We start from the raw sequence: 21,097 nt of genomic DNA, 5'->3' as shown, positions 1-21,097 counted from the left end.
TCGAAAGAGTATGCCGTCGACGGCGAAAAACCGCTCATCGGAGCGGCGAAAAAGCGAAAAAGTTCGCGAAACCCAAACCCCATCGCTACTTTCGCGATCGGGGCTTTTCGTAGGAGCGGCTTTAGCCGCGAGCTTTTTCTCTCAAATCGCTGCGATGTCGCGATTTACGGAAGGAGCTCGCGGCTAAAGCCGCTCCTACAAGAGCAACGGCGGGCCGAAGCCCGAACCTCATTCCCCGGCGAAGAACTCGTTGCCGTGCATGTCCAGCAGTTCCAGCGCGCGGCCGCCGCCGCGGGCCACGCAGGTCAGCGGATCGTCGGCCACCTGCACGTGCAGGCCGGTTTCCTCGCTGATCAAGCGGTCCAGGTCGCGCAGCAGGGCGCCGCCGCCGGTCAGCACGATGCCGCGCTCGGCGACGTCGGCGCACAGCTCGGGCGGGGTCTGTTCCAGCGCCTGCTTGATCGCCATCACGATGCCGGCCAGCGGCTCGCGCAGCGCTTCCAGCACTTCGTTGGAATTGATCACGATCATCCGCGGCACGCCCTCGGCCAGGTTGCGGCCGGAGACTTCCATTTCGCGGACTTCCGCCTGCGGATAGGCGCAGCCGATTTCCAGCTTGATCTTCTCGGCGGTGGTCTCGCCGATCAGGGTGCCGTGGTTGCGGCGGACGTAATTGATGATGGCCTCGTCGAAGCGGTCGCCGCCGATGCGCACCGACTGCGAGTAGACGATGCCGTTCAGCGCGATCACCGCCACTTCCGAAGTGCCGCCGCCGATGTCCACCACCATCGAGCCGCGCGCCTCGGTGACCGGCATGCCGGCGCCGATCGCGGCGGCCATGGGCTCTTCGATCAGCGACACGTCGCGGGCGCCGGCTTCCAGCGCGGATTCCTTGATCGCGCGCTGCTCCACCTGGGTCGAGCCGCAGGGCACGCAGATCAGCACCCGCGGGCTGGGCCGCAGGAAGCGCGATTTGTGCACCTTGCGAATGAAGTGCTTGAGCATTTCCTCGGTATAGGTGAAGTCGGCGATGACGCCGTCCTTCATCGGCCGGATGGTGGTGATGTGGCCGGGGGTGCGGCCGAGCATCTGCTTGGCCTCGGCGCCGACCGCGGCGACCGAACGGGTGCCGCCGGACATGCGGTCCTGGCGCACCGCGACCACGGACGGCTCGTTCAACACGATACCCTGGCCGCGGACGAAAATGAGGGTGTTGGCCGTGCCCAGGTCGATGGACAGGTCGTTGGAAAACAAACCGCGAAACATCTTGAACATCGGGGAAAAAAGTCCGTTCGTGGGGGCGCGAAAGAGGTCGTGTAGCCTAGCAAAAACGCTTGCCCGTTGTCGGTCCGCAGCAAACGGACGCGGCGCCCCCCGCCAGACAGACCCCAGCCCTCTCGGCACCTCTCCCGGCGACGGCTTGCGGCCGAAACCGCGCAATGGCTGGCCTCCCCCGCCCCATGCCGCTACCCTAGCCGGCCTTCGCCCCAACCCGAGCCTTGCCGATGTCTGCGCTGATCTGCGGTTCCCTGGCCTACGACACCATCATGGTGTTCCCCGACCAGTTCAAGAACCACATCCTGCCGGACAAGGTGCACATCCTGAACGTGTCCTTCCTGGTCCCGCGGATGCGCCGCGAGTTCGGCGGCTGCGCCGGCAACATCGCCTACAACCTCAAGCTGCTCGGCGGCGAGCCGGTGCCGATGGCCACCGTCGGCCAGGATTTCGGTCCTTACCGCGAATGGTTCGACGAGCTGGGCATCCGCCTGGACCAGGTCAAGGTGATCGACGAGCTGTTCACCCCGCAGGCCTTCATCACCACCGACCACGACAACAACCAGATCACCGCCTTCCATCCCGGCGCGATGATGCGGTCGTACGAAAACCACGTGAAGAACGTCGCCGGCGTCACTTTCGGCATCGTCAGCCCCGACGGCCGCGAGGGCATGCTGCAGAACGCCAAGGAATTCGCCGAGGGCGGCATTCCCTTCATCTTCGATCCGGGCCAGGCGATGCCGCTGTTCAACGGCCAGGAATTGCGCGACTTCATCGATCAAGCGAATTACGTCACCGTCAACGACTACGAATCCAACCTGCTGCAGGAACGCACCGGCTGGAGCGAGAAGCACATCGCCGGCAAGGTGAAGGCCTATATCGTCACCCGCGGTCCGCAAGGCTGCGACATCCACGCCGACGGCAAATCGCACCGCATCCCGCCGGCGCACGAACGCCGCGTCACCGATCCCACCGGCTGCGGCGACGCGTTCCGCGCAGGTTTGATCTTCGGCATCGAGAAGGGCTACGACTGGATGACCATCGGCCGCATCGGCAACCTGATGGGCGCGCTGAAGGTCGAGCATCCGGGCACGCAGAACCAGCGCTTCGATTACGAAGAATTCGCGGAGCAGTTCCGGCAGCAGTTCGGCTACGCGTTGTAATCGGACATGTTTCGTCGCCTGCGCGAGTCGGCATGGTGGCAGTACGACGTCGAATCGATTCCGTTTTTTATCGTCTGCCTGATCGGCATCGTCGGCTTTTTAGGCTATTACTTCGCGGGCAGAGTCTGTTCCTGGAACAAGCCGGGGCGGATGTGCAGCTACGATCAGCTTGTAACGTGGTTCCACGACCAGAACGCCTGGCTTGCGTTGCTGATCGCTTTCGCCGCGTTGGCCGTTCTCGGCTTTTTTACCTGGCTCGGCTACAGCCTCGACGAATCGGCCTCGTCCAAACCGCCGGCGGCGGCGCCCGATAAGACGCCGAAATGAAGCGCATGCCGGCTCAGCCCCGCAGGCAACGCGTTGTAACGTAGGGTGGGCTTCAGCCCACCATCGCCATTCCACCGATCCGACCAACGTCGCAGCGGAACGATGGCGCCGGCGGGCTGAAGCCCGCCCTACATCACATGCGCCATCCACAACGTCTGCGGCTCGGCCAGGCGTTCGAAATCGGCATAGCTCATGCGCACCGCATCAGTGTGCGAGCCGGCGTTGAACACGATGTCCTTGTGCCCGGACAAACGCGCGTCGACATAGACCGGCATGCCGTACAGATGCCCGAACGGCGGCATCGCACCCAATTCGCAATCGGGGAACGCGCCTTTGAATTCGTCTTCGGTGGCCAGTTCGACGGCCGGGCCGCCGAGCGCGCGCGACAACCGGGTGAGGTCTACGCGATACGCGGCGGGCATCGCCAGCATGGCCATCGCGCCGTCGATCTTCAGCATCACCGTCTTGGCGAATCGCTGTTCGCCGACGTGGGTCGCGGTGGCGGTGTCGTGCGCGGTGACGGTGCGGTGGTGGGCGAGCGTGGCGTACGGCGCGTGGCGCTCGTCGAGGAACTGGTGCAATCGGGGAGAGAGCATGGCCGTCTCCAGGGCGCCGTCGGCCTTCCGAAGCGGCAGCGCCGAAGAGGTGTGTGACGCGCGCGTCCTGGCGTTGCGTCGTTCGGTGCGATTCGCATCGCACGAAGCGAGCTTACTCCCGTCCGAATAAAGCTACGTGAATGCGACGGCTTCTCTTGTAGGAGCGGCTTTAGCCGCGAGCTTTTCCCGCATCGCAATTTGCTGCAAAGGGCTCGCGGCTGAAGCCGCCCCTACAAAAGCGAAATTCAATCCCAGCCCGGAAGCCGCGCGCCATCCAATCCGCCGGTCTCGAACACCGCGGTGCGCGTGCCGCCGGCCTTCACCGGGAATTCGATCGAAACCGATTTGGCCTTGCGCGCGATGCGCCACAGCGCGCGTTCGTCTTCGACGAACATCGCGATCGCTTCGTCGGTGTCCGGCCGCGTCGCCGCCATCGGCTTGGCCGCGGCTCCGTCGGCCTTAACCTGCACTTTGCAGCCGCCCGGACAGCGGAAATCGCCGGATTGCAGCACCAAATAAGCGCTTTTGCCCCATTCGGGATGGTCGCGGAAGATCAGACGCACCGGCTTGGCGCCGCTGCCATCCACGTCGACGCGCTCCTTCGAATAAATCGACGCGGTCTTCTGCGTGCCCTTCTTGCCGACCGCGACGTTGTCGTAACTCCATAGGCCGACCAAACGCCGATCTTCTTTGATCGCGTCCGCCTTGGCCTTGATCTCGTCGTAGTTCTCCTCGGCCTTTGCGGCAGCCCGAGTGCCCTTGTGTTGCCATTGCAGCAGGTCGGCTTGCGCCTTGGCCAGCTCCCAGTTCTGCGACGCCACCGCGCTTTCGTATTGCTGCAGCACGGGCGCCGCGGCCTGTTCTTTCGCGGCGGCCTGCGCCGCGGCCGCGGCTTGCGGGTCTTCGCCCTTGCACGCGCCCAACAGGCCGGCGGCGATCATCAATGCGGCGTATTTCTTCATCGGAACGGTCCTCGGTTCGTAGCTTCGTCTGCGATCAGCCGGCCGATCGCGCGCGCCACCGCTTCGGGCTGCTGCATCAGCGACATGTGCCCGCATCCGTCCAGCAGCACTTTTTGCGCTTGCGGAATGCGTGCGGCGTAGATCTCCAGCGCGCTCGCGTCGATCACGCGATCCTGCCGGCACCATAGCAGCAGCGTCGGTTGACGAATCCCCGCGGCCAGATCGTAAGGCAGGAAACGTTCATCGCCGCGGCCGATCTTGTCGAGCACGGATTGTTCGAACGCGCCGTCGGCGCGGCGCTTGGCGATCAAGGCCTGCGAAGCCGGCCACGGAATCCGTGGACGTCCGGTGTCGTCGTTGAACAGGATGTCGAGATAGGCCTTCAGGCTGGCGTCGTCGGTGACGCCGAACGGATTCTTGCCCGCGAGCACGTCGATGCCGAATCGGTTGTCCTTGAAGCGCACCCCGGAAGCGTCGAGCAAGCCGACGCGCGACACGTCGTCGGGATAGCGCGCGGCGGTCACCGCGACGATGCCGCCGCCCATCGAGTGCCCGACCAGCACGACCGGACCGCCGGCGACCTTGTCGATGAAGGCGGCGAGATTGCCCGCCTGCGCGGCATAGCCGTAATCGGCGCCGGGTTTGCGTTCGCTGTCGCCCCAGCCGGGCAGGTCCGGAATCACCAGCCGGTAACCGCGCCCCAGCGCTTGGGCCAAGCGATACCAGTTTTCCTTGCTGCCGGTGTAGCCGTGCACCAGCACCAAGGTCGGCGCGCCGGCGCGGTCGGCGTCGCGCTCGACATAGCGCCAGCGATAGCCGCCGGCTTCGATTTCGTGTTCCGACAGGCCTGCGGCGATGCGCTGGCGCGCGTATTCGGCGCTGACGATGGCGTAAGGGTCGCGCCAGATCGCGATCGCCAACACCGCGATCGCGATCAGCGAAGCAACAGCGATCGAGCGCCTCAGCCGCATAGGTATCGGGCACCGGACGAAGCCTGCAGAACGCGCATCTTCGCCGATTCAGGCCTTTGTGGGAGGGGCTTCAGCCCCGACAAGGCAGTCGGGGCTGAACCGCATTTCGCAAACGCCGCTCAGTGGGTTGGCGGCGCCGGCGCGTCGGCCGGCTTGGCCTTGGCCAACAGGCTCTCCACCGACCCGGTGGTGATCGGGTGGTAGCCCGGCTTGGCCTTGGCGAAGACTTCCTGGGCGAAAGCGAGCCCGTCCGGCGTCGCCGCCAGCGCCTGGTAAGTCGGCATGATCAGCTTGCGCCGGCCGATCCGCTGCAGGAATTCGCCGATCGCCGGGCGCGCGTCGAGATAGCCGCTGCGCACGGTGAGCGGATACCAGCGCTGCGCGATCTCGCCGTTCGGCGTGCCGGTGAAATGGTAGGCGTCGTCGAGCTGCTTGAGCTGTTCGACCTTGAGCGTCTCGGGCATGCCTTCGATGAAATGCACCCACTCCTGCGTCGTCCACGGGCCGGTGATCGCCGGCGGCGGCAACTGCGCGCTGCCCAGCCAGGCCAGGCGCGCGGAATCGACCACGCCGAAGCGCGGCGACAGCGCTTCCGGCGCGCCGACCGGGATGCCCGAGCCGTACAGCCAAGCGTCGAATTCCTCGCGGCTGACCTTGTTCGGGTATTTGTCGAGCAGGTTCTTTTTGGCGTAGTCGGCGAATTGCGCGGTCGAGATGCTCTGGAACGCGAAATGGTCGAAATAGCCGCGCAGGAAGGCGTCGAATTCGGCGCGGCCGAAGCGCTCTTCCAGGAACTGCAGGAACCAGGCGCCCTTGGTGTAGACCGTGGCGCTGGACGTGCCGTCCGGATCGGGCAACGCATCGGGTTTCAGCGCCAAGGCCTGCAGCTTGGGATCGATCTGCTTGAACTCTGCCTTCAGCTCGTTGCGCGCGATGACGCGCTCCATGTCGGCCTGTTCCTTGCCGTACAGCGCTTCGACCAGGCGGTTTTCGACGTAGCTGGTGACGCCTTCGTTGAGCCAGGCGTCCTTGGCGCTGGAAAAGGTCACCAGATTGCCCGACCAGCTATGCGCCAATTCGTGCGCGACCAGCGACACCAGCGACTTGTCGCCCACCACCACGGTCGGCGTGGCGAAGGTCATGCGCGGATTTTCCATGCCGCCGTACGGGAACGAAGGCGGCAGCACCAGGATGTCGTAGCGGCCCCAGCGGTACGGGCCGTACAACTTCTCGGCGGTCTCGATCATCTTCTCGGTGTCGGCGAATTCGGCTGTGGCCTTGTCGACCATCGCCGGTTCCGCCCATACGCCGCTGCGGCCAGAAATCGGCTTGAACACCAGATCGCCCGCGGCGATCGCGAGCAGGTACGACGGGATTTTCTGCGGCATCTTGAAGCTGTAGTCGCCGTCGCGCGCCGCGGCCGGATCGTTGTCGGCGCTCATCAGCACCATCGCCTCGGGCGGCGCGGCGATGTGCGCCGAATAGGTGAAGCGCACGCTCGGCGTGTCCTGCAGCGGCACCCAGCTGCGGGCGTGGATCTGCTGCGACTGGCTGAACATGAAGGGCTGTTGCTTGCCTTCGGTCATCGACGGCTCCAGCCATTGCAGGCCGGAGGCGTTCGGCGAAGTCGCGTACGTCACGCGCACGTGCGCATTGCGGGCCGGCGTCTGGATCGTCAGCTTGCTGCCCAGGATCTTGTCGGCCGGCGCCAGCGCGAACTGCAGCGGCGTCCACTGGCCGGGCGCGCTTTCGCCTTCGACTTTTTCGATGTTCAGATCGCGGGTGTCGAGCACCAGCTGGGTGGCGCTCTTGTCCTTCCAGTCGAGCGTGTAGGTCGCCGTGCCGGACAAGGTCTTGCCGGCGAAATCGAGCTTCAGGTCCAGCGCCAGATCGTCGGTGACGACCTTGGCCGGTTCGGCATAGGAATGTTCGTCGACCACGGTCACGGCGGCAGCCTCCGATTTGGCGGCCGGCGCCGAAGAAGCGGTATCGGCGGATTCGCGGGAACAGCCCGCGGCCAGGGCGATGGCGAGGCAAGACAGCAAGATAGGCAGTCGCATGGGCGGCCTTCGGGGGGAACGGGGACCGCGAGTTTACCGTCTCGGCCGGGATACGGTGCCGCGGTTGTCACGGTTTCTACGGGATTTCCGGCCCGAATTCGATCTTTCCCGGCCGCATCGGACGTAGCCCGGGTAAGCGCAGCGCACCCGGGAAGCACGTCGCGACGCGGCCCCGGGTGCGCTGCGCTTACCCCGGGCTACGTTCGCTCAGACCTTGTAGCCGGTGTGGATGGCGACGATGCCGGCGGACAGGTTCTTGTAATCGCAGCGCGCGAAACCCGCCGCCTCCATCATCGATCTGAGTTCGTCCTGCGGCGGGTGCTTGCGGATCGATTCGGCCAGATAGCGATAGCTGTCCGCATCCTGCGCGAACAATTTGCCCAGCCGCGGCAGCACCTGGAACGAGTGGAAGTCGTACAGCGGCTTGAACCAATCCGCTTTCACTTCGGAAAATTCCAGCACCCGCGCTTGGCCGCCGACCTTCAGCACGCGGTGCATCTCGCGCAGCGCCGCGTCCTTGTCGGTGACGTTGCGCAGGCCGAAGGCGATGGTGACCAGGTCGAAGCTCGCGTCCGGGAACGGCAGGGTCTGCGCGTTGCATTGCACGTATTCGAAACCGCGGACGTTGCCGCGGTCGGTCATGCGGTCGCGGCCGACGCGCAGCATCGCGCCGTTGATGTCGCCGAGCACCAGCTCGCCGGTCGCGCCGACGCGGTCCTTGAGCAACGCCGCGATGTCGCCCGTGCCGCCGGCCAGATCGAGCACGCGGTCGCCCGGCTTCACCTGCGCGGTGGCGACGAAGTAACGCTTCCAGACCCGATGGATGCCCAGGCTCATCAGATCGTTCATCAGGTCGTAATTGCCGGCCACCGACGAGAACACCTCGCCGACCAGCTTCTGCTTGTCGCCCACCGGCACGTCGCGGAAACCGAAATGGGTGGTGCCCGGGGCCTGGTCTCGTTCACTCATGGGGCGATTATCGCATCGCCGGGCCGGGCACGATGGCCTTTGGCCGCCCCGCCCCGCGTTGGCCTAGGTCGCAGGGGGAATCTCGGCGATGGCCGGAAGCCCGGCCCGTCGCGCCAAGGAGGAGCACATGATCAGGTACGCGGCTGTTTGGATCATCATCGTCGGCGGGCTCATCATCCTGTTCGGGCCCGGTGGCATCATCGACATCGAGTGCGTCAAGTGCGGCCGGGTGTGGACCTGGCTGGTCGGCGTGATATCGATCGCGGCGGGCGTGGGGGCCTTGGCCGCAGTGAACAAGGCGATGCCGGGGCGCTAGGCGCTCGCGACCAGGCGCTTTTGTAGAGTCGAGCTTGCTCGACTGCTCTTCGGATTCCGGGAAAAAGGCAGCGGAGCAAGCTCCGCTCTACACAAACCAAAACAAGGCAGCCGAGCAAGCTCGACTCTACGCAAAACCCCTCTCCCGCGCGCGGGAGAGGGCTTATGCATCACAGGATGTAGCGGGACAGGTCGGGATCCTGCACCAATTCGCCCAGATGCGAATCGACGTAGGCGCGGTCGATGACGACCGCCGCGCCGTCGCGATCGGGCGCTTCGTAGCTGAGCGTGTCGAGCAAGCGCTCGAGCACCGTGTGCAGGCGCCGCGCGCCGATGTTCTCCTGGCGCTCGTTCACTTGCGCGGCGATCTCGGCCAAACGCTCGATCGCGTCCGGCGCGAAGCTCAGCGACACGCCTTCGGTCTTCAGCAATTCGACGTATTGCTTGGTCAGCGAGGCTTTCGGCTCGGTGAGGATGCGCACGAACTCGGCCTTGCCCAGCGCGCCCAGCTCGACCCGGATCGGAAAACGGCCCTGCATTTCGGGGATCAAGTCGGACGGCTTGGCCAGGTGGAACGCGCCGCTGGCGATGAACAGGATGTGGTCGGTCTTGATCGGACCGTATTTGGTGCTGACAGTGGAACCTTCCACCAGCGGCAGCAGGTCGCGCTGCACGCCTTCGCGGCTGACGTCGGCGCCGTAGCCTTCGCTGCGCTTGGCGACCTTGTCGATCTCGTCGATGAAGACGATGCCGTGCTGCTCGCAGGCTTCGATCGCCGCTTCGCGGATCTCGTCCTCGTTGACCAGCTTGCCGGCCTCTTCCTCGGTCAGCAGCGGACGCGCGGCCTTGATCGTCAGCGTCTTCTTGTGGGTCTTGTTGCCGGCCACTTGCGAGAACATCTGGCGCAGCTGCTGGCTCATCTCTTCCATGCCCGGCGGCGCCATGATGTCGACGCCGACGTTGATCGCGGTTTCGATGTCGATCTCGCGTTCGTCCAGCGCGCCCGAGCGCAGCTGCTTGCGCAGCTTCAAGCGCGTGTCGCTGTCGGCGGCGGAAGGTTCGTTGCGCGCGTCCTCGGCATTGAAGCCGAAACCGCCCGGCGCGCGCCGCGGCAGCAACGCGTCGAGGATGCGGTCTTCGGCGCGCTCCTCGGCCTGGGTGCGGACGCGCTGCTTGGCTTGTTCGCGGTACAGCTTCACCGCGGTATCGGCCAGGTCGCGGACGATTTGCTCGACGTCCTTGCCGACGTAGCCGACTTCGGTGAAGCGCGTCGCCTCGACCTTGACGAAAGGCGCGTTGGCCAGCGTGGCCAGGCGCCGCGCGATCTCGGTCTTGCCGACGCCGGTGGGGCCGATCATCAAGATGTTCTTCGGCATCACCTCGTTGCGCAGATCCGCGTCGAGCTGCATGCGCCGCCAGCGGTTGCGCAGCGCGATCGCCACCGCGCGCTTGGCCTGTTGCTGGCCGACGATGTGGCGGTCGAGTTCCTGCACGATCTCGCGCGGGGTCATGGTGGAGGAGTTGTTGTCTGGCTTGGACATGGGACTCGAGCTAGGAACTAGAGGTTAGGAACGAGGAACGAGTGAAGGGGCAAGGTGTGAGGGGTTCGCGGACATCGCTAGTTCCTCATTTCTCTTCATTCGTTCCTACAGCTCTTCGACGACGATGTTGCGGTTGGTGTAGATGCAGATGTCGCCGGCGATGTTCAAGGCTTCCACCGCGATCCGATTGGCGTCCAATTCGGTGTGCGCCAGCAAGGCGCGCGCCGCGGACAGCGCGTACGGGCCGCCGGAGCCGATCGCGACCAGGCCGTCTTCCGGCTCGATCACATCGCCCGTGCCGCTGACGATCAGCGAAGTTTCCTTGTCGGCCACGGCCAGCAGCGCTTCCAATTTGCCCAGGCGGCGTTCGGTGCGCCAATCCTTGGCCAATTCCACCGCGGCGCGCTGCAGTTGGCCGTGCTTCTCCAACTTCGATTCGAAAAGTTCGAAAAGCGTAAAAGCGTCGGCGGCCGCGCCGGCGAAACCGGCCAGCACCTGGCCGTCCTTGCCCAAGCGGCGCACTTTGCGCGCGTTGGCCTTCATCACCGTGTGGCCGAGCGTGACTTGGCCGTCGCCCGCCACGGCGACGCGGCCGTTGCGGCGCACCGAGACGATGGTCGTGGCGTGGAAAACGTGGGGATTCTGGCTGGGATCCATGCGGAGCTCCGGGGTCGAGTTCCTTGGATGGGGGTGGGCTCGGGCCGCCACAAGGGCCCGTAGACCGCTTGTGTAGAGCGGAGCTTGCTCCGCTGCTCCTCGAGCCGGACGGAAGCAAAGCAGCGGAGCGAGCTCCGCTCTACACGAGCCAAAGCAGTCGAGCAGGCTCGACTCTACGAAAGCGGAAGGTTAGGGCTTGCGCTTGGCGCGCGGGTGCGCGGCATCGTAGACCTTGGCCAGGTGCTGGTAATCCAGATGCGTGTAGATCTGCGTCGTCGCGATGTCGGCGTGGCCCAGCAATTCCTGCACGCCGCGCAGGTCGCCGGAGGATTCCAGCACGTGGCTGGCGAAGGAATGCCGCAACAGGTGCGGATGCACGCGCTTGAACAGGCCTTGCCGCTGCGCCAGCAAACGCAGGCGCATCTGCACCGCGCGCGGCGAAATCGGCGCGCCGCCGCGGCCGGGGAATACCGGCGTTTCCGCGGTGCCGCCGCTTTCCTTCTTCCAATCGGTCAAGGCTTCGCGCGCATGCGAGCCGACCGGCACGCTGCGCTGCTTGCCGCCCTTGCCGAGCACGGTTACCAGGCCGTGCGCGATGTCCAGGTCGCGCCAGCGCAAGCCGCACAATTCGCTCAAACGCAATCCGGACGAATAGAACAGTTCCAGCAAGGCGCGATCGCGCACGCCCAGCGGCGCGTCGGTGGGTACCTCGACCAGCGCTTTGGCTTCGTCGGGATCGAGCACCTGCGGCAATTTGCGCGGCGCCTTCGGCGCGCGGATCGCGGCCGCGGGACTGGCGGCGATGCGGCCGTGCTTGAGCAGCCATTGGTAGAAGCTGCGGCACGCGGACAAGCGGCGCTGCAAGCTTTTCGCGGACAAGCCGCGGCGGTGTTCGGCGGCGACGAAGGCGCGCAGTTGTTCGGCGCGCAATCGCGAAGGATCGTCGTCGCCTTGCGCCGAGGACCATGCCGACAGGGCTTGCAGATCGCGCCGGTACGCATCGAGCGTGTGCGCGGACATGCGGCGCTCGATTTGCAGATAGGCGAGGAATTCTTCGATCACGACGGCATCCCGCTTTCGATCGCCATCTCGGCGAATGCCGGGATCCAGATCCGCCGAATTAGGCCGCGAATTGCCGGAACGTCGTTTCGCCCTGGATCCCGGCATGCGCCGGGATGACGGCCGTAAGAGCGACGGCCGGCGAAACTCGCGCCGTCAGCGCGCATACCTCGCCAACCCCGTCGCCAGCGCTTCGCCCATCATCCGCAGGAACAGCGTGCCCATGCCGGGATAAAAGCGGTTCGGTTCGCGGCTGCCGACCGCGAGCAGGCCCACGCCCGGCATCGGCATCAAAGCGCTGGACTGCACTTCCGGCGCGCGCACGCCGTACAGCACGGCGTTCTTTTCCGGTTGCAGGCGGCCGCACAGCGGTTCGCCGTCGTCCAGGCAATCGCGGAACGAGGCCAGTTGCGCGTCGTTGCGCGGAATCACCTGCAGCCAATCGACGTCGCCGACGCCGGGCGCGTCTTCGAACAGCACGATCCGGACCAAATCGCCGTTGAAATCCTCTTCCAGCGACGCGGCCATCGCGCGCAGCGTGTCGGCGGCGTTGTCCTGGCGCATCATCGCCAAAGTCAGCTGCTGGGTGCGCACGGCCAGACGCTCGTTGTCCTGCGCGTTCGCGTACAGCTCCTGCAGGCGGCGGTTCAATTCGCGGTTCTTGTCGCGCAGCACGTCCAATTGGTAGCTGGCCAGCGACGCGGCCGGGCCGTCTTCGCGCGGCACCACCAGGCTCAGCGCGAGATCGGGGAACTGCTGCAGGAATTTCGGATGCCGGCGCAGCCACACCGCCACTTCGTGCGCGCCCAGGCGTTCGTTGCTGTCGCTCATGCCGACCATTCCCCTTCAAAAACGAATGCGGCCGGACCGGCCATGGTGATTTGCGCGATGTCGTCCGGCCAAGCGATGCGCAATTCGCCGCCGGGCAACGCCACCGCCACCTCGCGGCCGACGCGGCCGCGCCGGATCAGCACCGCCGCCGCGGCGCAGGCGCCGCTGCCGCAGGCCAGGGTCTCGCCGACGCCGCGCTCGTACACGCGCAGGCGGATGCGGTCGCGCGCGACGACTTCGGCGAAACCGATGTTGCCCGATTGCGGCAGCGCGCCGTCGCGCTGCAACGCCGGGCCGAGCGTCGCCACCGGCGCCGAATCGACGTCCAGCACTTCCAGCACCGCGTGCGGATTGCCCATCGACACCGCGCCGAAACGCACTTCGGCGCCGCCGATGTCCACCGCGTATTCGTCCTGCGCCTCGGCGAAGCCCGCCAAGGGCACCGCCTGCGGGGCGAAATCGGGCACGCCCATCGCGATCCGGTAGTGGCCGCCGCCCAGCGGCTGCACCGCATGCGTGCCGGCGGGGCTGTCGAGCCAGAATTCGGCGCCGCGCGCGGCGCCGTCGCGCACCAGCCACGCCGCCACGCAACGCGCGCCGTTGCCGCATTGCTGCGAAGACGAGCCGTCGGCGTTCCAGATGCGATAGCTGGCCGTCGCTTGCGCGCTGCGCGGGCGTTCGATGGTCAGGATTTGATCGCAGCCGGCGCCGGTGTGGCGGTCGGCGAGCGCGCGGCACAGGTCGGCGTCGGGCGGCGGCGTGCCGCCGCGCAAGTCGAGCACGACGAAATCGTTGCCGGCGCCGTGCATTTTGGTGAAGCGCAGCGCAGCGGCCGGCGCGCGCACGGCGGCGTTCATGGCATCAACCGCCATCCGCGTCGGGAGCGGGCGGCGGCGTTTGCGTCGCGGGCGCCGTTTCGGGCTGCGCCGGCTCGGCCGGGGTTTCCGGCACGGGCGTCGTGGCGTCTTCGGCTTTCGGCGTTTCCTGGGCCGGGGTCTCTTCCGCGGTCTTGGGCGGAGCTTGCACCAGCGGACCCTTGTTGCCGCAGCCGGCCAAGGCCAGCGCCGAGAGAGCTATCAGTAATGAGAAGCGTAGGTTCATGGCCGAAGTGTAGCCCGGTGCGCTGCCGTAACGCAGCCGGCCCGCGCAAACGGGACTTAAACCCCGCTCCAGGGTTTGCCCTAGCTTTTCAGGACGCCGCGGCCGACCTAATTTTCGGCCAGTAAACCGCGCGCAAGGAGAGGGCCATGGGATTCAGCCTGAGCGGAGCCTGGGACAGCGTCACCAGCGCCGCGAGCAACGCGCGCCACTGGGTCGGCGATCGGCTCGACGACGTCGACGACGCCAAGAATTGGGTCGGCGGCAAGATCGAAGGCGCGGTCGACAGCGCCGAGCAAGCGGTCGACGGCTTCCGCCAGGACATCGTCCAATTCGGCCGCGAACACGGCGGCGTGGTAGGCGAAGCGGCGGGCCAGTTCGTTTCCAACCAGCTCGGCGTCACCGAAGGCGCGGTGCTGGCCGTCTACGACATGGGCAAGGGCGTCGTGCAGCTCGCCGACGGCGCCAGCAAGCTGGTCAGCCCGTTGGAATGGGCGACCCATGCGGACCGCAATTTCCAGCGCGTGGAAAGCATCGCCAACACCGGCGTCGCGCTGGGCAGCCTGACCAGCCCGGTCGGCTGGGCGGTGAACTCCGAAGGCAATATGCGCACCGCCGGCGCGCTGTGGGACGGCGTGACCCACGGCTATCAGGACGCCGCCGCGAACGGCGACTGGTCGAAGTTCGGCGGTCGCCTGGTGGTGGACGTAGGCAGTATGTTCATCGGCGTCGGCGAAGCGAACGCCGCGATCAAGGGCGGCACCACCGCCACGCGCATCGCCGAAGGCCTGAACACCGCCGACAAGATCGCCGACGGCACCCGCGCGCTCGACGTGCTGGGCGATGCGGGCCGCCTGGTCCGCGCCGGCGATTCATTGCCGACCTCGCTGATCGACGACATCACCAAATTGCCTAAGGGCACGCGCCCCGCCCCGTCCGAATACCTGTCGCCGGCCTACATCGACCAGCACATGGCTTTGTTCGACGACGGCGCTTCGCGCTTCGCCACGCAGAGCGCGGTCGACAAATACGGCATCGCCCGCGCCGACGGCACCACCTTCGTGATGCCCAAGGCCGAAGCCGATGCGCTGATCGCCAGCGCGGGCGGCGACACGGCGAAGCTGGAAGAAGCCCTGGGCCTGCCGCCGGGCACGCTGGCCAACGACCCGCTGGTCCGGATCGACTTCCCGAATCCGAAGGAAGGCAATATCCGCATTCCCTCTGGCAATGAGGACGGCGCCAACACCCAGTGGATTCCGGGCGGCAAGCTGCCCACCGGATCCAACGAGGCGGTGATCGACGCTGGCGCCCTGCCCCCGTCGGCGTACCATATGACCACGGTCAACTGAGCGCCGAAGCCTTGAAGTTCAACGATGTGGTGGTGAACCGCGAGCATCGCTTCTCGATCGGCGTCGAGGAGGATTCGGGGCGTTATTACGTGTCGATCCCGGTCAACAACGGCCTGGTCGACTACGAGGAGTATTACGAGATCGACCGCGCCGCGTTCGAACGCTACCGGCTGCAGCCGGAATTGGCATTGGACCTGGTCATGCGCGCGCGCAGGCGCGATGCGGACGAGTTGCTGATCGTGAAGCCCGGCACGCGCCGCGGCGAGCCGATCTGACGTAGGGCGGGCTTCAGCCCGCCATCGCCGTCCTAAAACCGCTGCGAAACAAGGGCGGCATACGATCTGCGAATCCGTATCGCCCGCATTCGCGGACGCTGCGCGTCGGTGGGCTGAAGCCCACCCTACGAGCCCTACAAAAGCGCGTTCGGTTAAAAACTTACGCCGGCGGCGGCGACGGCCGGCGCCACAGCCAAGCCGCGACGATCGCCATGCACGCGATCGGCAACGCCGTCATCCACCAGCGATGCGCGGGGAAACGCAGCATCACTAACAACAGCACGACGGCGCAGACGGCCATGGTCGCGGTGGCCATCCATTTGGCGCGGCGCGAGACGGCGCCGTGCGCCTGCCAGTCGCGGATCGCCGGACCGAAGCGCGGGTGCTCGTGCAGCCAGCGATGCAGCTTTTCCGAACCGCGCGCGGCGGCCCAGGCCGAAATCAGCACGAACACCGTGGTCGGCAGGCCCGGCACGAAGATGCCGACGATGCCCACGCCCAAACTGACGTAAGCGAGCAGCCACCAAGCCCAGCGGTAGCGGACGGGAGCGGTCATGACCGCAATGATAGGGCGGAGTCGCGGCGATATGCTCCCTCTCCCGTTTACGGGAGAGGGCTGGGGTGAGGGCGCGCGGAATAGCCGATCGCGTCGAACATATCGTCAGCCCAGCGCTTGAGATATCGGATACCGATTGCGTGTCGCGATCTTCGCGTCTGCGCGCCCTCACCCAACCCTCTCCCGCAAGCGGGAGAGGGCTAAAGCCGCGGCGAACTTAGACGTCGGCTACGTACGTCGGACAATCAGTCGGTCGACTTGGTCCCGCCCACACCCAACTGATCCAGCATGAACGCGAACATCTCCGACTGCTCGCGATACTTGCGGAAGCGGCCCGATTTGCCGCCGTGGCCGGCGTCCATGTTGATCCGGAACAGCACCGGCTGCTTGCCCGTATCCAGATCGCGCAAGCGGGCCACGTACTTGGCCGGTTCCCAATACTGCACCTGCGAATCCCACAGGCCGGTGCCGACGAACATCGCCGGGTAGGCGCCCTTCTTCAAATTGTCGTAGGGCGAGTACGTGACCATGTAGTCGTAGTACTCCTTCTTCTCCGGATTGCCCCATTCGTCGTATTCGTTGGTGGTCAGCGGGATGCTGGGGTCCAGCATCGTCGTCACCACATCGACGAAAGGCACCTGCGACAGGATCACGCGGTACTTCTCCGGCGCCATATTGGTGATCGCGCCCATCAGCAGGCCGCCGGCGCTGCCGCCGTACGCGGCGACGCGGTCCTTCGCGGCATAGCCTTCCTTCACCAGATAATCGGTGACGTCGATGAAATCGGTGAAGGTGTTCTTCTTGTGGAACAGCTTGCCGTCGTCGTACCACTTGCGGCCCATTTCTTGGCCGCCGCGGATGTGGGCCAGGGCGTAGACCATGCCGCGATCGAGCAGGCTGACGTTGACGATGCTGAAGCCCGGATCCATCGACGCGCCGTAGCTGCCGTAGGCGTACTGCAGCATCGCGGCCTTGCCGTTCTTCTCGAAGCCTTTCTTGTAGACCAGCGACACCGGGATCTTGGTGCCGTCGCGCGCCGTGGCCCACACGCGCTCGGTAGCGTATTTGGACGGGTCGTAGCCGATCACCGGCTGCTGCTTCAGCTGGCGGCGCTCGCCGGTTTGCGTATTGACCTCGTAAGTGGTGGCCGGCGTGGTCATCGAGGTGTAGGTGTAGCGCAGCCACGGCGTGTCGTGCTCGGAATTGACCGAGAAGCCCATCGAATAAGCGGTCTCGTCGGCCTTGACGTATTCCTCCTTGTCGCCCTTGAGCAGGCGGATGCGTTCCAGGCCGTCGGAGCGCTCGGCGATCGCGGTGAAGCCGTCGAACAGTTCGATGTCCTCGATGAACACGTCCTCGCGGTGCGGCACCCAGTCCTTCCAATCCTTGCGCGAGGCGCTGCCGTCGGGCGCGGTGACGATCTTGAAGTTCTTGGCGCCGTCGGCGTTGGTGCGGATCACCCAGCGGTCGCCGAGATGGTTGGCGTAGTACTCCACGTCGCGCTCGCGCGGCGCCAGCACGGCGAACTTCTTGGGATCGGCGGCCGGCGCGCAGCGGATTTCGGTCATCACCGTGCTGCCCACGTCGATGCAGATGAACTTGTCGTCGCGCGTGCGCCACAGGCCGATGTAGAAACTGTTGTCCTTTTCCTCGTACACCGTTTCGTCCTGCGACGCCGGCGTGCCGAGCACGTGCTTCTTGACCCGGGTGGTGAGCAGCGTCTCCGGATCGTTCTCGACGTAGAACAGGGTCTTGTTGTCGTCGGCCCAGGCGGTGTACGAAGTCACGCCCGCTATCGTGTCCGGATAGATCTCGCCGGTTACTAGGTTCTTGAAATGGACCTTGTTCTGGCGGCGGCCTACGTCGTCGTCGGTCCAGGCCATGATTTTGTTGTCGGGCGATATCTCGTATTCGGCGACGTTGAAATAGTCCTTGCCGGCGGCCATCGCGTTGACGTCCAGCAGGACCTCTTCCGGACCTTGCATGGTGCCTTTGCGGCGGGCGTGGATCGGATAGTCCTTGCCGGTTTCGAAACGGGTGTAGTACCAGTAGCCGCGCAGCCGGTAAGGCACGCTGGCATCGTCCTGCTTGATCCGGCCGACGATTTCGTCGTACAGCCGGTCCTCGACCTGCTTCAGCGGCGCCATGAACGCGGTGGCGTAGTCGTTCTCCGCCTTCAGATAGGCGAGCATCTCCGGATTCTTGCGCTCGTCGTCGCGCAGCCAGTAGTACTCGTCGTTGCGGGTCGCGCCGAACGGCGCCTTGACCTCGTGCGGCTTCTTGGCGACGTCGGGCGGGGGCGGAAGATCGGCGGCGGGGGCGTTGAGAGTCATCAGGGAAAGGCTTGCGAGCAGGAAAAGGGTCGGTTTCATAGATGGGTCCATTTCGGCAGAGCGCAACGGGTTCGTCGCCATCGTCCCAGCGCAAGCTGGGGACCCATCTTGATTTTGCTGTGTCCTTGTTAGGCCAAAGTCGCTGGATTCCCGCCTTCGCGGGAATGACGGCCTAGGCAACGGCAAAATGGGTCCCGGCTTGCGCTGGGCGACGTCCTGGTTACTTGTTCAACTCCTTCCACAAGAACGTATACGCCAACGCGTTCATATGCGCTTGCTGCGCATTGTTGGCCGCGCCGCCGTGGCCGCCTTCGATGTTCTCGTAGTAGCGCACGTCCTTACCCGCGGCCTGCATCTTGGCCATCATCTTGCGCGCGTGCGCCGGGTGGACGCGGTCGTCCTTGGTCGATGTCATGAAGATGGTCGGCGGATAGGTCTTGGCCGGATCGAACAGGTGGTAGGGCGAGAAGCCCTGGATGAATTTCCATTCCTCCGGCTTGTCCGGATCGCCGTATTCGGCCATCCACGACGCGCCGGCCAGCAGATGGCTGTAGCGCTTCATGTCCAGCAGCGGCACCTGCACGACCACCGCACCGAACAGTTCGGGATATTGGGTGAGCATATTGCCCATCAGCAGGCCGCCGTTGCTGCCGCCCTGGATGCCCAGGCGCTCGACCGAGGTGATCTTGCGCGCGACCAGATCCTGCGCGACCGCGGCGAAGTCCTCGTAGGCCTTGTGCCGGTTCGCCTTCAGCGCGGCTTGGTGCCAGCGCGGGCCGTATTCGCCGCCGCCGCGGATGTTGGCGACCGCATAGGCGCCGCCCTTCTCCAGCCAGCCTTTGCCGATGCCGCCGGAATACGCCGGCGTCAGCGAGATTTCGAAGCCGCCGTAGCCGTACAGCAAAGTGGGCGTGCTGCCGTCGAGCTTCATGTCCTTCGGGCGGACGATGAAGTACGGCACCTTGGTGCCGTCCTTGGACGTTGCGAAGTGCTGCTCGATGACGTCCTTCGACGCGTCGAAGAATACCGGCATCGCCTTCAGCTGTTCGGGCTGCTTGCCGATCTCGGCCAGCGACAAGGTCGTCGGCGTCAGATAATCGGTGGCGGTCAGCCAGACCGCGTCGCTGTCGTCGGAATCGACCGCGGCGACGCCGAGCGTGCCGAACTTCGGCGCGCCGACGAATTCGCCCTTCTTCCACGCGCCCTCGCCCGGCGTCAGCACGCTCAGGCGGTTCTTGACGTCGTCCAGCACGTTCAGCACCACGTGCGACTTGGTCCACACGTAGTTCTGCAGCGAGGTCTTGTCGGTCGGCTCGAACAGCACTTGGAAATCGCGCTTGCCGGCCATGAAATCGTCGAACTTCGCCGCCAGCAGCGAGCCGGCCGCGTAGGTCTTGCCGCCGACGGTCCAGGGTTCGCGCAGTTGCAGCGTCAGCCATTCCCTGTGCACGGACTTGTCGACCGAGTTCGGCACGTCGATCTTGGCCAGCTTGCCGTCCCTGCCGCGCAGGTACAGCTCGTCGTTGTAGAAAGCGATGGTGCGGCTGACGAAATCGCGCTCGAAACCGGGCGTGTTGTCGTGGACGCCGGCGATGTACATGTCGTCGGGCTTGCCTTCGTACACCACCTGCGCCGACGCCAGCGGCGTGCCGCGCTTCCACTGCTTGACGATGCGCGGATAGCCGGAACTGGTCATCGAACCGGGACCAAAATCGGTGAATGCGTACACCGTGTCCTGGTCGATCCAGCCGAGCGCGCCCTTGGCTTCGGCGCGATGGAAGCCGTCCTTCACCCATTGCTTGGTGGACAGGTCGAATTCGCGGGTGACGTCGGCGTCCGAACCGCCCGGGGACAGCGCGATCAGGCAGCGCTTGTACTCCGGCTTGAGGCAGTCCGCGCCGTGCCAGACCCACTTCGCGCCTTCGGCCGCGTTCAACGCGTCCAGATCGATGACCGTTTCCCACTTCGGCTGCGGCTTGCGGTATTCCTCCAGCGTCGTGCGCCGCCACAATCCGCGTTCGTGCTTGGCGTCTTTCCAGAAGTTGTAGTAGTAGTCGCCGATCTTCTCGACGGTCGGGATCTTGGCGTCGGAATCGAGGATGGCGCGGATCTCGCCTTCCAGTTTCTTGAATTCCGGGGTCGCGGCCAGTTCGGCCTCGGTCTTGGCGTTTTCGCCGCGCACCCATTCCAGCGCGTTCGCATCCTCGACGCCTTCCAGCCAGGCATAGGTATCGGAAGGATCGGTCACGGCGCTGGCCTCCTGGGCTCGAACGGGGGCCATGGCCGATACGGCCAGGGCCGCGGTCATCCATAAGGTCAGACTGGCCTGCGTCGCTTTCGGCATGGGCGCCCCTGCAAATGGTGGAAACCCCCAACCTAGCACAGGGGGTTAGGGGCGAGCCGTGCCGAAGGTCAGAGGTCCTCGGCCCGTCAGGCCACTTGCGGCAGCCGGCTCGGCGGCGCCCGCCGGGTGCGCCGCCGCGCCTGCGTGTGCGCACGCGGGCGGGTCCGGCGCTGGCCCGCGGCGGCCGCGCGCGGCAGGCGGAAACGGTGCAATGCCCACCAAGCCGTCAGCGGCATGGCCAGCAGCCACAGCGGCATCCAGCCCAGCCAAACGCTGCTGCCGCGGGCGGCAGGGATAGTCAGCACGGCGATCAGGCCGATCAGAGCGATCTGCCGCAGCGCAGCGTCCAGGCGCGGATCGACGACGGGGACGGATCGGGGCGAGGGTTTGGCGATCAGGATCGACATCGGAGCGCT

At 65.7% G+C, this 21,097-nt stretch carries 21 protein-coding genes; 5 read left to right on the top strand and 16 right to left on the bottom strand.

What is annotated here, in order from left to right; translation table 11 throughout:
- Positions 1–228: 228 nt before the first annotated feature.
- On the bottom strand, positions 229–1,275 hold the full coding sequence (locus FCE95_RS10290) for a rod shape-determining protein (RefSeq protein ID WP_137266929.1): 1,047 nt from the start codon (positions 1,273–1,275) through the stop codon (positions 229–231).
- 230 nt (positions 1,276–1,505) lie between these two features.
- Between FCE95_RS10290 and FCE95_RS10285 the strand changes: the two genes are divergently transcribed.
- Together FCE95_RS10285 and FCE95_RS10280 are read left to right on the top strand one after the other, a co-directional pair.
- Positions 1,506–2,438, top strand: coding sequence for a carbohydrate kinase family protein (locus tag FCE95_RS10285; protein ID WP_137266928.1), 933 nt, complete (start codon positions 1,506–1,508; stop codon positions 2,436–2,438).
- Positions 2,439–2,444: 6 nt separating this feature from the next.
- Complete coding sequence (locus FCE95_RS10280) at positions 2,445–2,765, top strand: hypothetical protein (protein ID WP_137266927.1); 321 nt, start codon at positions 2,445–2,447, stop codon at positions 2,763–2,765.
- Positions 2,766–2,893: 128 nt separating this feature from the next.
- On the opposite strand, the gene FCE95_RS10275 is transcribed toward FCE95_RS10280, so the two are convergent.
- The 5 genes from FCE95_RS10275 to ubiE all read right to left on the bottom strand — a co-directional run bounded on the left by FCE95_RS10275 (position 2,894) and on the right by ubiE (position 8,323).
- Entirely contained in the window at positions 2,894–3,361 is a 468-nt protein-coding gene (locus FCE95_RS10275) for an aminoacyl-tRNA deacylase (protein WP_137266926.1), read from the bottom strand.
- A 245-nt stretch (positions 3,362–3,606) separates the two neighbouring features.
- Complete coding sequence (locus FCE95_RS10270) at positions 3,607–4,323, bottom strand: hypothetical protein (RefSeq protein ID WP_137266925.1); 717 nt, start codon at positions 4,321–4,323, stop codon at positions 3,607–3,609.
- The gene (locus tag FCE95_RS10265) at positions 4,320–5,294 is read right to left on the bottom strand and encodes an alpha/beta fold hydrolase (protein ID WP_137266924.1); all 975 of its coding nucleotides are present in this window, start codon (positions 5,292–5,294) and stop codon (positions 4,320–4,322) included. Before FCE95_RS10265 ends, FCE95_RS10270 begins: the two co-directional genes overlap by 4 nt.
- A 119-nt stretch (positions 5,295–5,413) precedes the next feature.
- Positions 5,414–7,354, bottom strand: a complete 1,941-nt coding sequence (locus tag FCE95_RS10260) for a M1 family metallopeptidase (protein ID WP_137266923.1) — start codon at positions 7,352–7,354, stop codon at positions 5,414–5,416.
- A 207-nt stretch (positions 7,355–7,561) separates the two neighbouring features.
- Entirely contained in the window at positions 7,562–8,323 is a 762-nt protein-coding gene (gene ubiE, locus FCE95_RS10255) for a bifunctional demethylmenaquinone methyltransferase/2-methoxy-6-polyprenyl-1,4-benzoquinol methylase UbiE (protein ID WP_137266922.1), read from the bottom strand.
- Positions 8,324–8,450: 127 nt separating this feature from the next.
- Between ubiE and FCE95_RS10250 the strand changes: the two genes are divergently transcribed.
- On the top strand, positions 8,451–8,639 hold the full coding sequence (locus FCE95_RS10250) for a hypothetical protein (protein WP_137266921.1): 189 nt from the start codon (positions 8,451–8,453) through the stop codon (positions 8,637–8,639).
- Between the two features lie 169 nt (positions 8,640–8,808).
- Here FCE95_RS10250 and hslU read toward each other — a convergent pair whose 3' ends face one another.
- The 6 genes from hslU to lptM all read right to left on the bottom strand — a co-directional run bounded on the left by hslU (position 8,809) and on the right by lptM (position 13,827).
- Entirely contained in the window at positions 8,809–10,179 is a 1,371-nt protein-coding gene (gene hslU / locus FCE95_RS10245) for an ATP-dependent protease ATPase subunit HslU (protein WP_137266920.1), read from the bottom strand.
- Positions 10,180–10,284: 105 nt separating this feature from the next.
- On the bottom strand, positions 10,285–10,836 hold the full coding sequence (gene hslV / locus FCE95_RS10240; protein WP_137266919.1) for an ATP-dependent protease subunit HslV: 552 nt from the start codon (positions 10,834–10,836) through the stop codon (positions 10,285–10,287).
- 189 nt (positions 10,837–11,025) lie between these two features.
- On the bottom strand, positions 11,026–11,898 hold the full coding sequence (gene xerC, locus FCE95_RS10235; protein ID WP_223266852.1) for a tyrosine recombinase XerC: 873 nt from the start codon (positions 11,896–11,898) through the stop codon (positions 11,026–11,028).
- A 153-nt stretch (positions 11,899–12,051) separates the two neighbouring features.
- Positions 12,052–12,726, bottom strand: a complete 675-nt coding sequence (locus FCE95_RS10230) for a DUF484 family protein (protein WP_137266917.1) — start codon at positions 12,724–12,726, stop codon at positions 12,052–12,054.
- Positions 12,723–13,583, bottom strand: coding sequence for a diaminopimelate epimerase (dapF, locus tag FCE95_RS10225; RefSeq protein WP_137266916.1), 861 nt, complete (start codon positions 13,581–13,583; stop codon positions 12,723–12,725). The genes FCE95_RS10230 and dapF overlap by 4 nt, the downstream gene beginning before the upstream one ends.
- A gap of 4 nt (positions 13,584–13,587) precedes the next feature.
- Complete coding sequence (gene lptM, locus FCE95_RS10220) at positions 13,588–13,827, bottom strand: LPS translocon maturation chaperone LptM (protein WP_137266915.1); 240 nt, start codon at positions 13,825–13,827, stop codon at positions 13,588–13,590.
- Positions 13,828–13,973: 146 nt separating this feature from the next.
- Between lptM and FCE95_RS10215 the strand changes: the two genes are divergently transcribed.
- Together FCE95_RS10215 and FCE95_RS10210 are read left to right on the top strand one after the other, a co-directional pair.
- Positions 13,974–15,173 (top strand): hypothetical protein, encoded by a 1,200-nt coding sequence (locus tag FCE95_RS10215; protein ID WP_137266914.1) that lies wholly within the window; start codon positions 13,974–13,976, stop codon positions 15,171–15,173.
- An 11-nt stretch (positions 15,174–15,184) separates the two neighbouring features.
- Positions 15,185–15,448 (top strand): hypothetical protein, encoded by a 264-nt coding sequence (locus tag FCE95_RS10210; RefSeq protein WP_137266913.1) that lies wholly within the window; start codon positions 15,185–15,187, stop codon positions 15,446–15,448.
- Between the two features lie 160 nt (positions 15,449–15,608).
- Here FCE95_RS10210 and FCE95_RS10205 read toward each other — a convergent pair whose 3' ends face one another.
- The 4 genes from FCE95_RS10205 to FCE95_RS10190 form a co-directional block, all read right to left on the bottom strand.
- A complete protein-coding gene (locus tag FCE95_RS10205) occupies positions 15,609–16,004 on the bottom strand; it encodes a YbaN family protein (protein ID WP_137266912.1) in 396 nt (131 codons plus the stop codon).
- A 245-nt stretch (positions 16,005–16,249) separates the two neighbouring features.
- Positions 16,250–18,376: a S9 family peptidase gene (locus FCE95_RS10200; protein WP_137266911.1), complete on the bottom strand. Its 2,127-nt coding sequence runs from the start codon at positions 18,374–18,376 to the stop codon at positions 16,250–16,252.
- Positions 18,377–18,557: 181 nt separating this feature from the next.
- Positions 18,558–20,681 (bottom strand): prolyl oligopeptidase family serine peptidase, encoded by a 2,124-nt coding sequence (locus FCE95_RS10195; protein WP_425481297.1) that lies wholly within the window; start codon positions 20,679–20,681, stop codon positions 18,558–18,560.
- 86 nt (positions 20,682–20,767) lie between these two features.
- Entirely contained in the window at positions 20,768–21,088 is a 321-nt protein-coding gene (locus FCE95_RS10190; RefSeq protein ID WP_189644724.1) for a hypothetical protein, read from the bottom strand.
- Between the last annotated feature and the right edge of the window lie 9 nt (positions 21,089–21,097).

It is taken from the genome of Luteimonas gilva (assembly GCF_005239095.1).
Classification (GTDB): domain Bacteria; phylum Pseudomonadota; class Gammaproteobacteria; order Xanthomonadales; family Xanthomonadaceae; genus Luteimonas_C; species Luteimonas_C gilva.
This window is presented reverse-complemented; position numbering and strand designations above follow the sequence as displayed.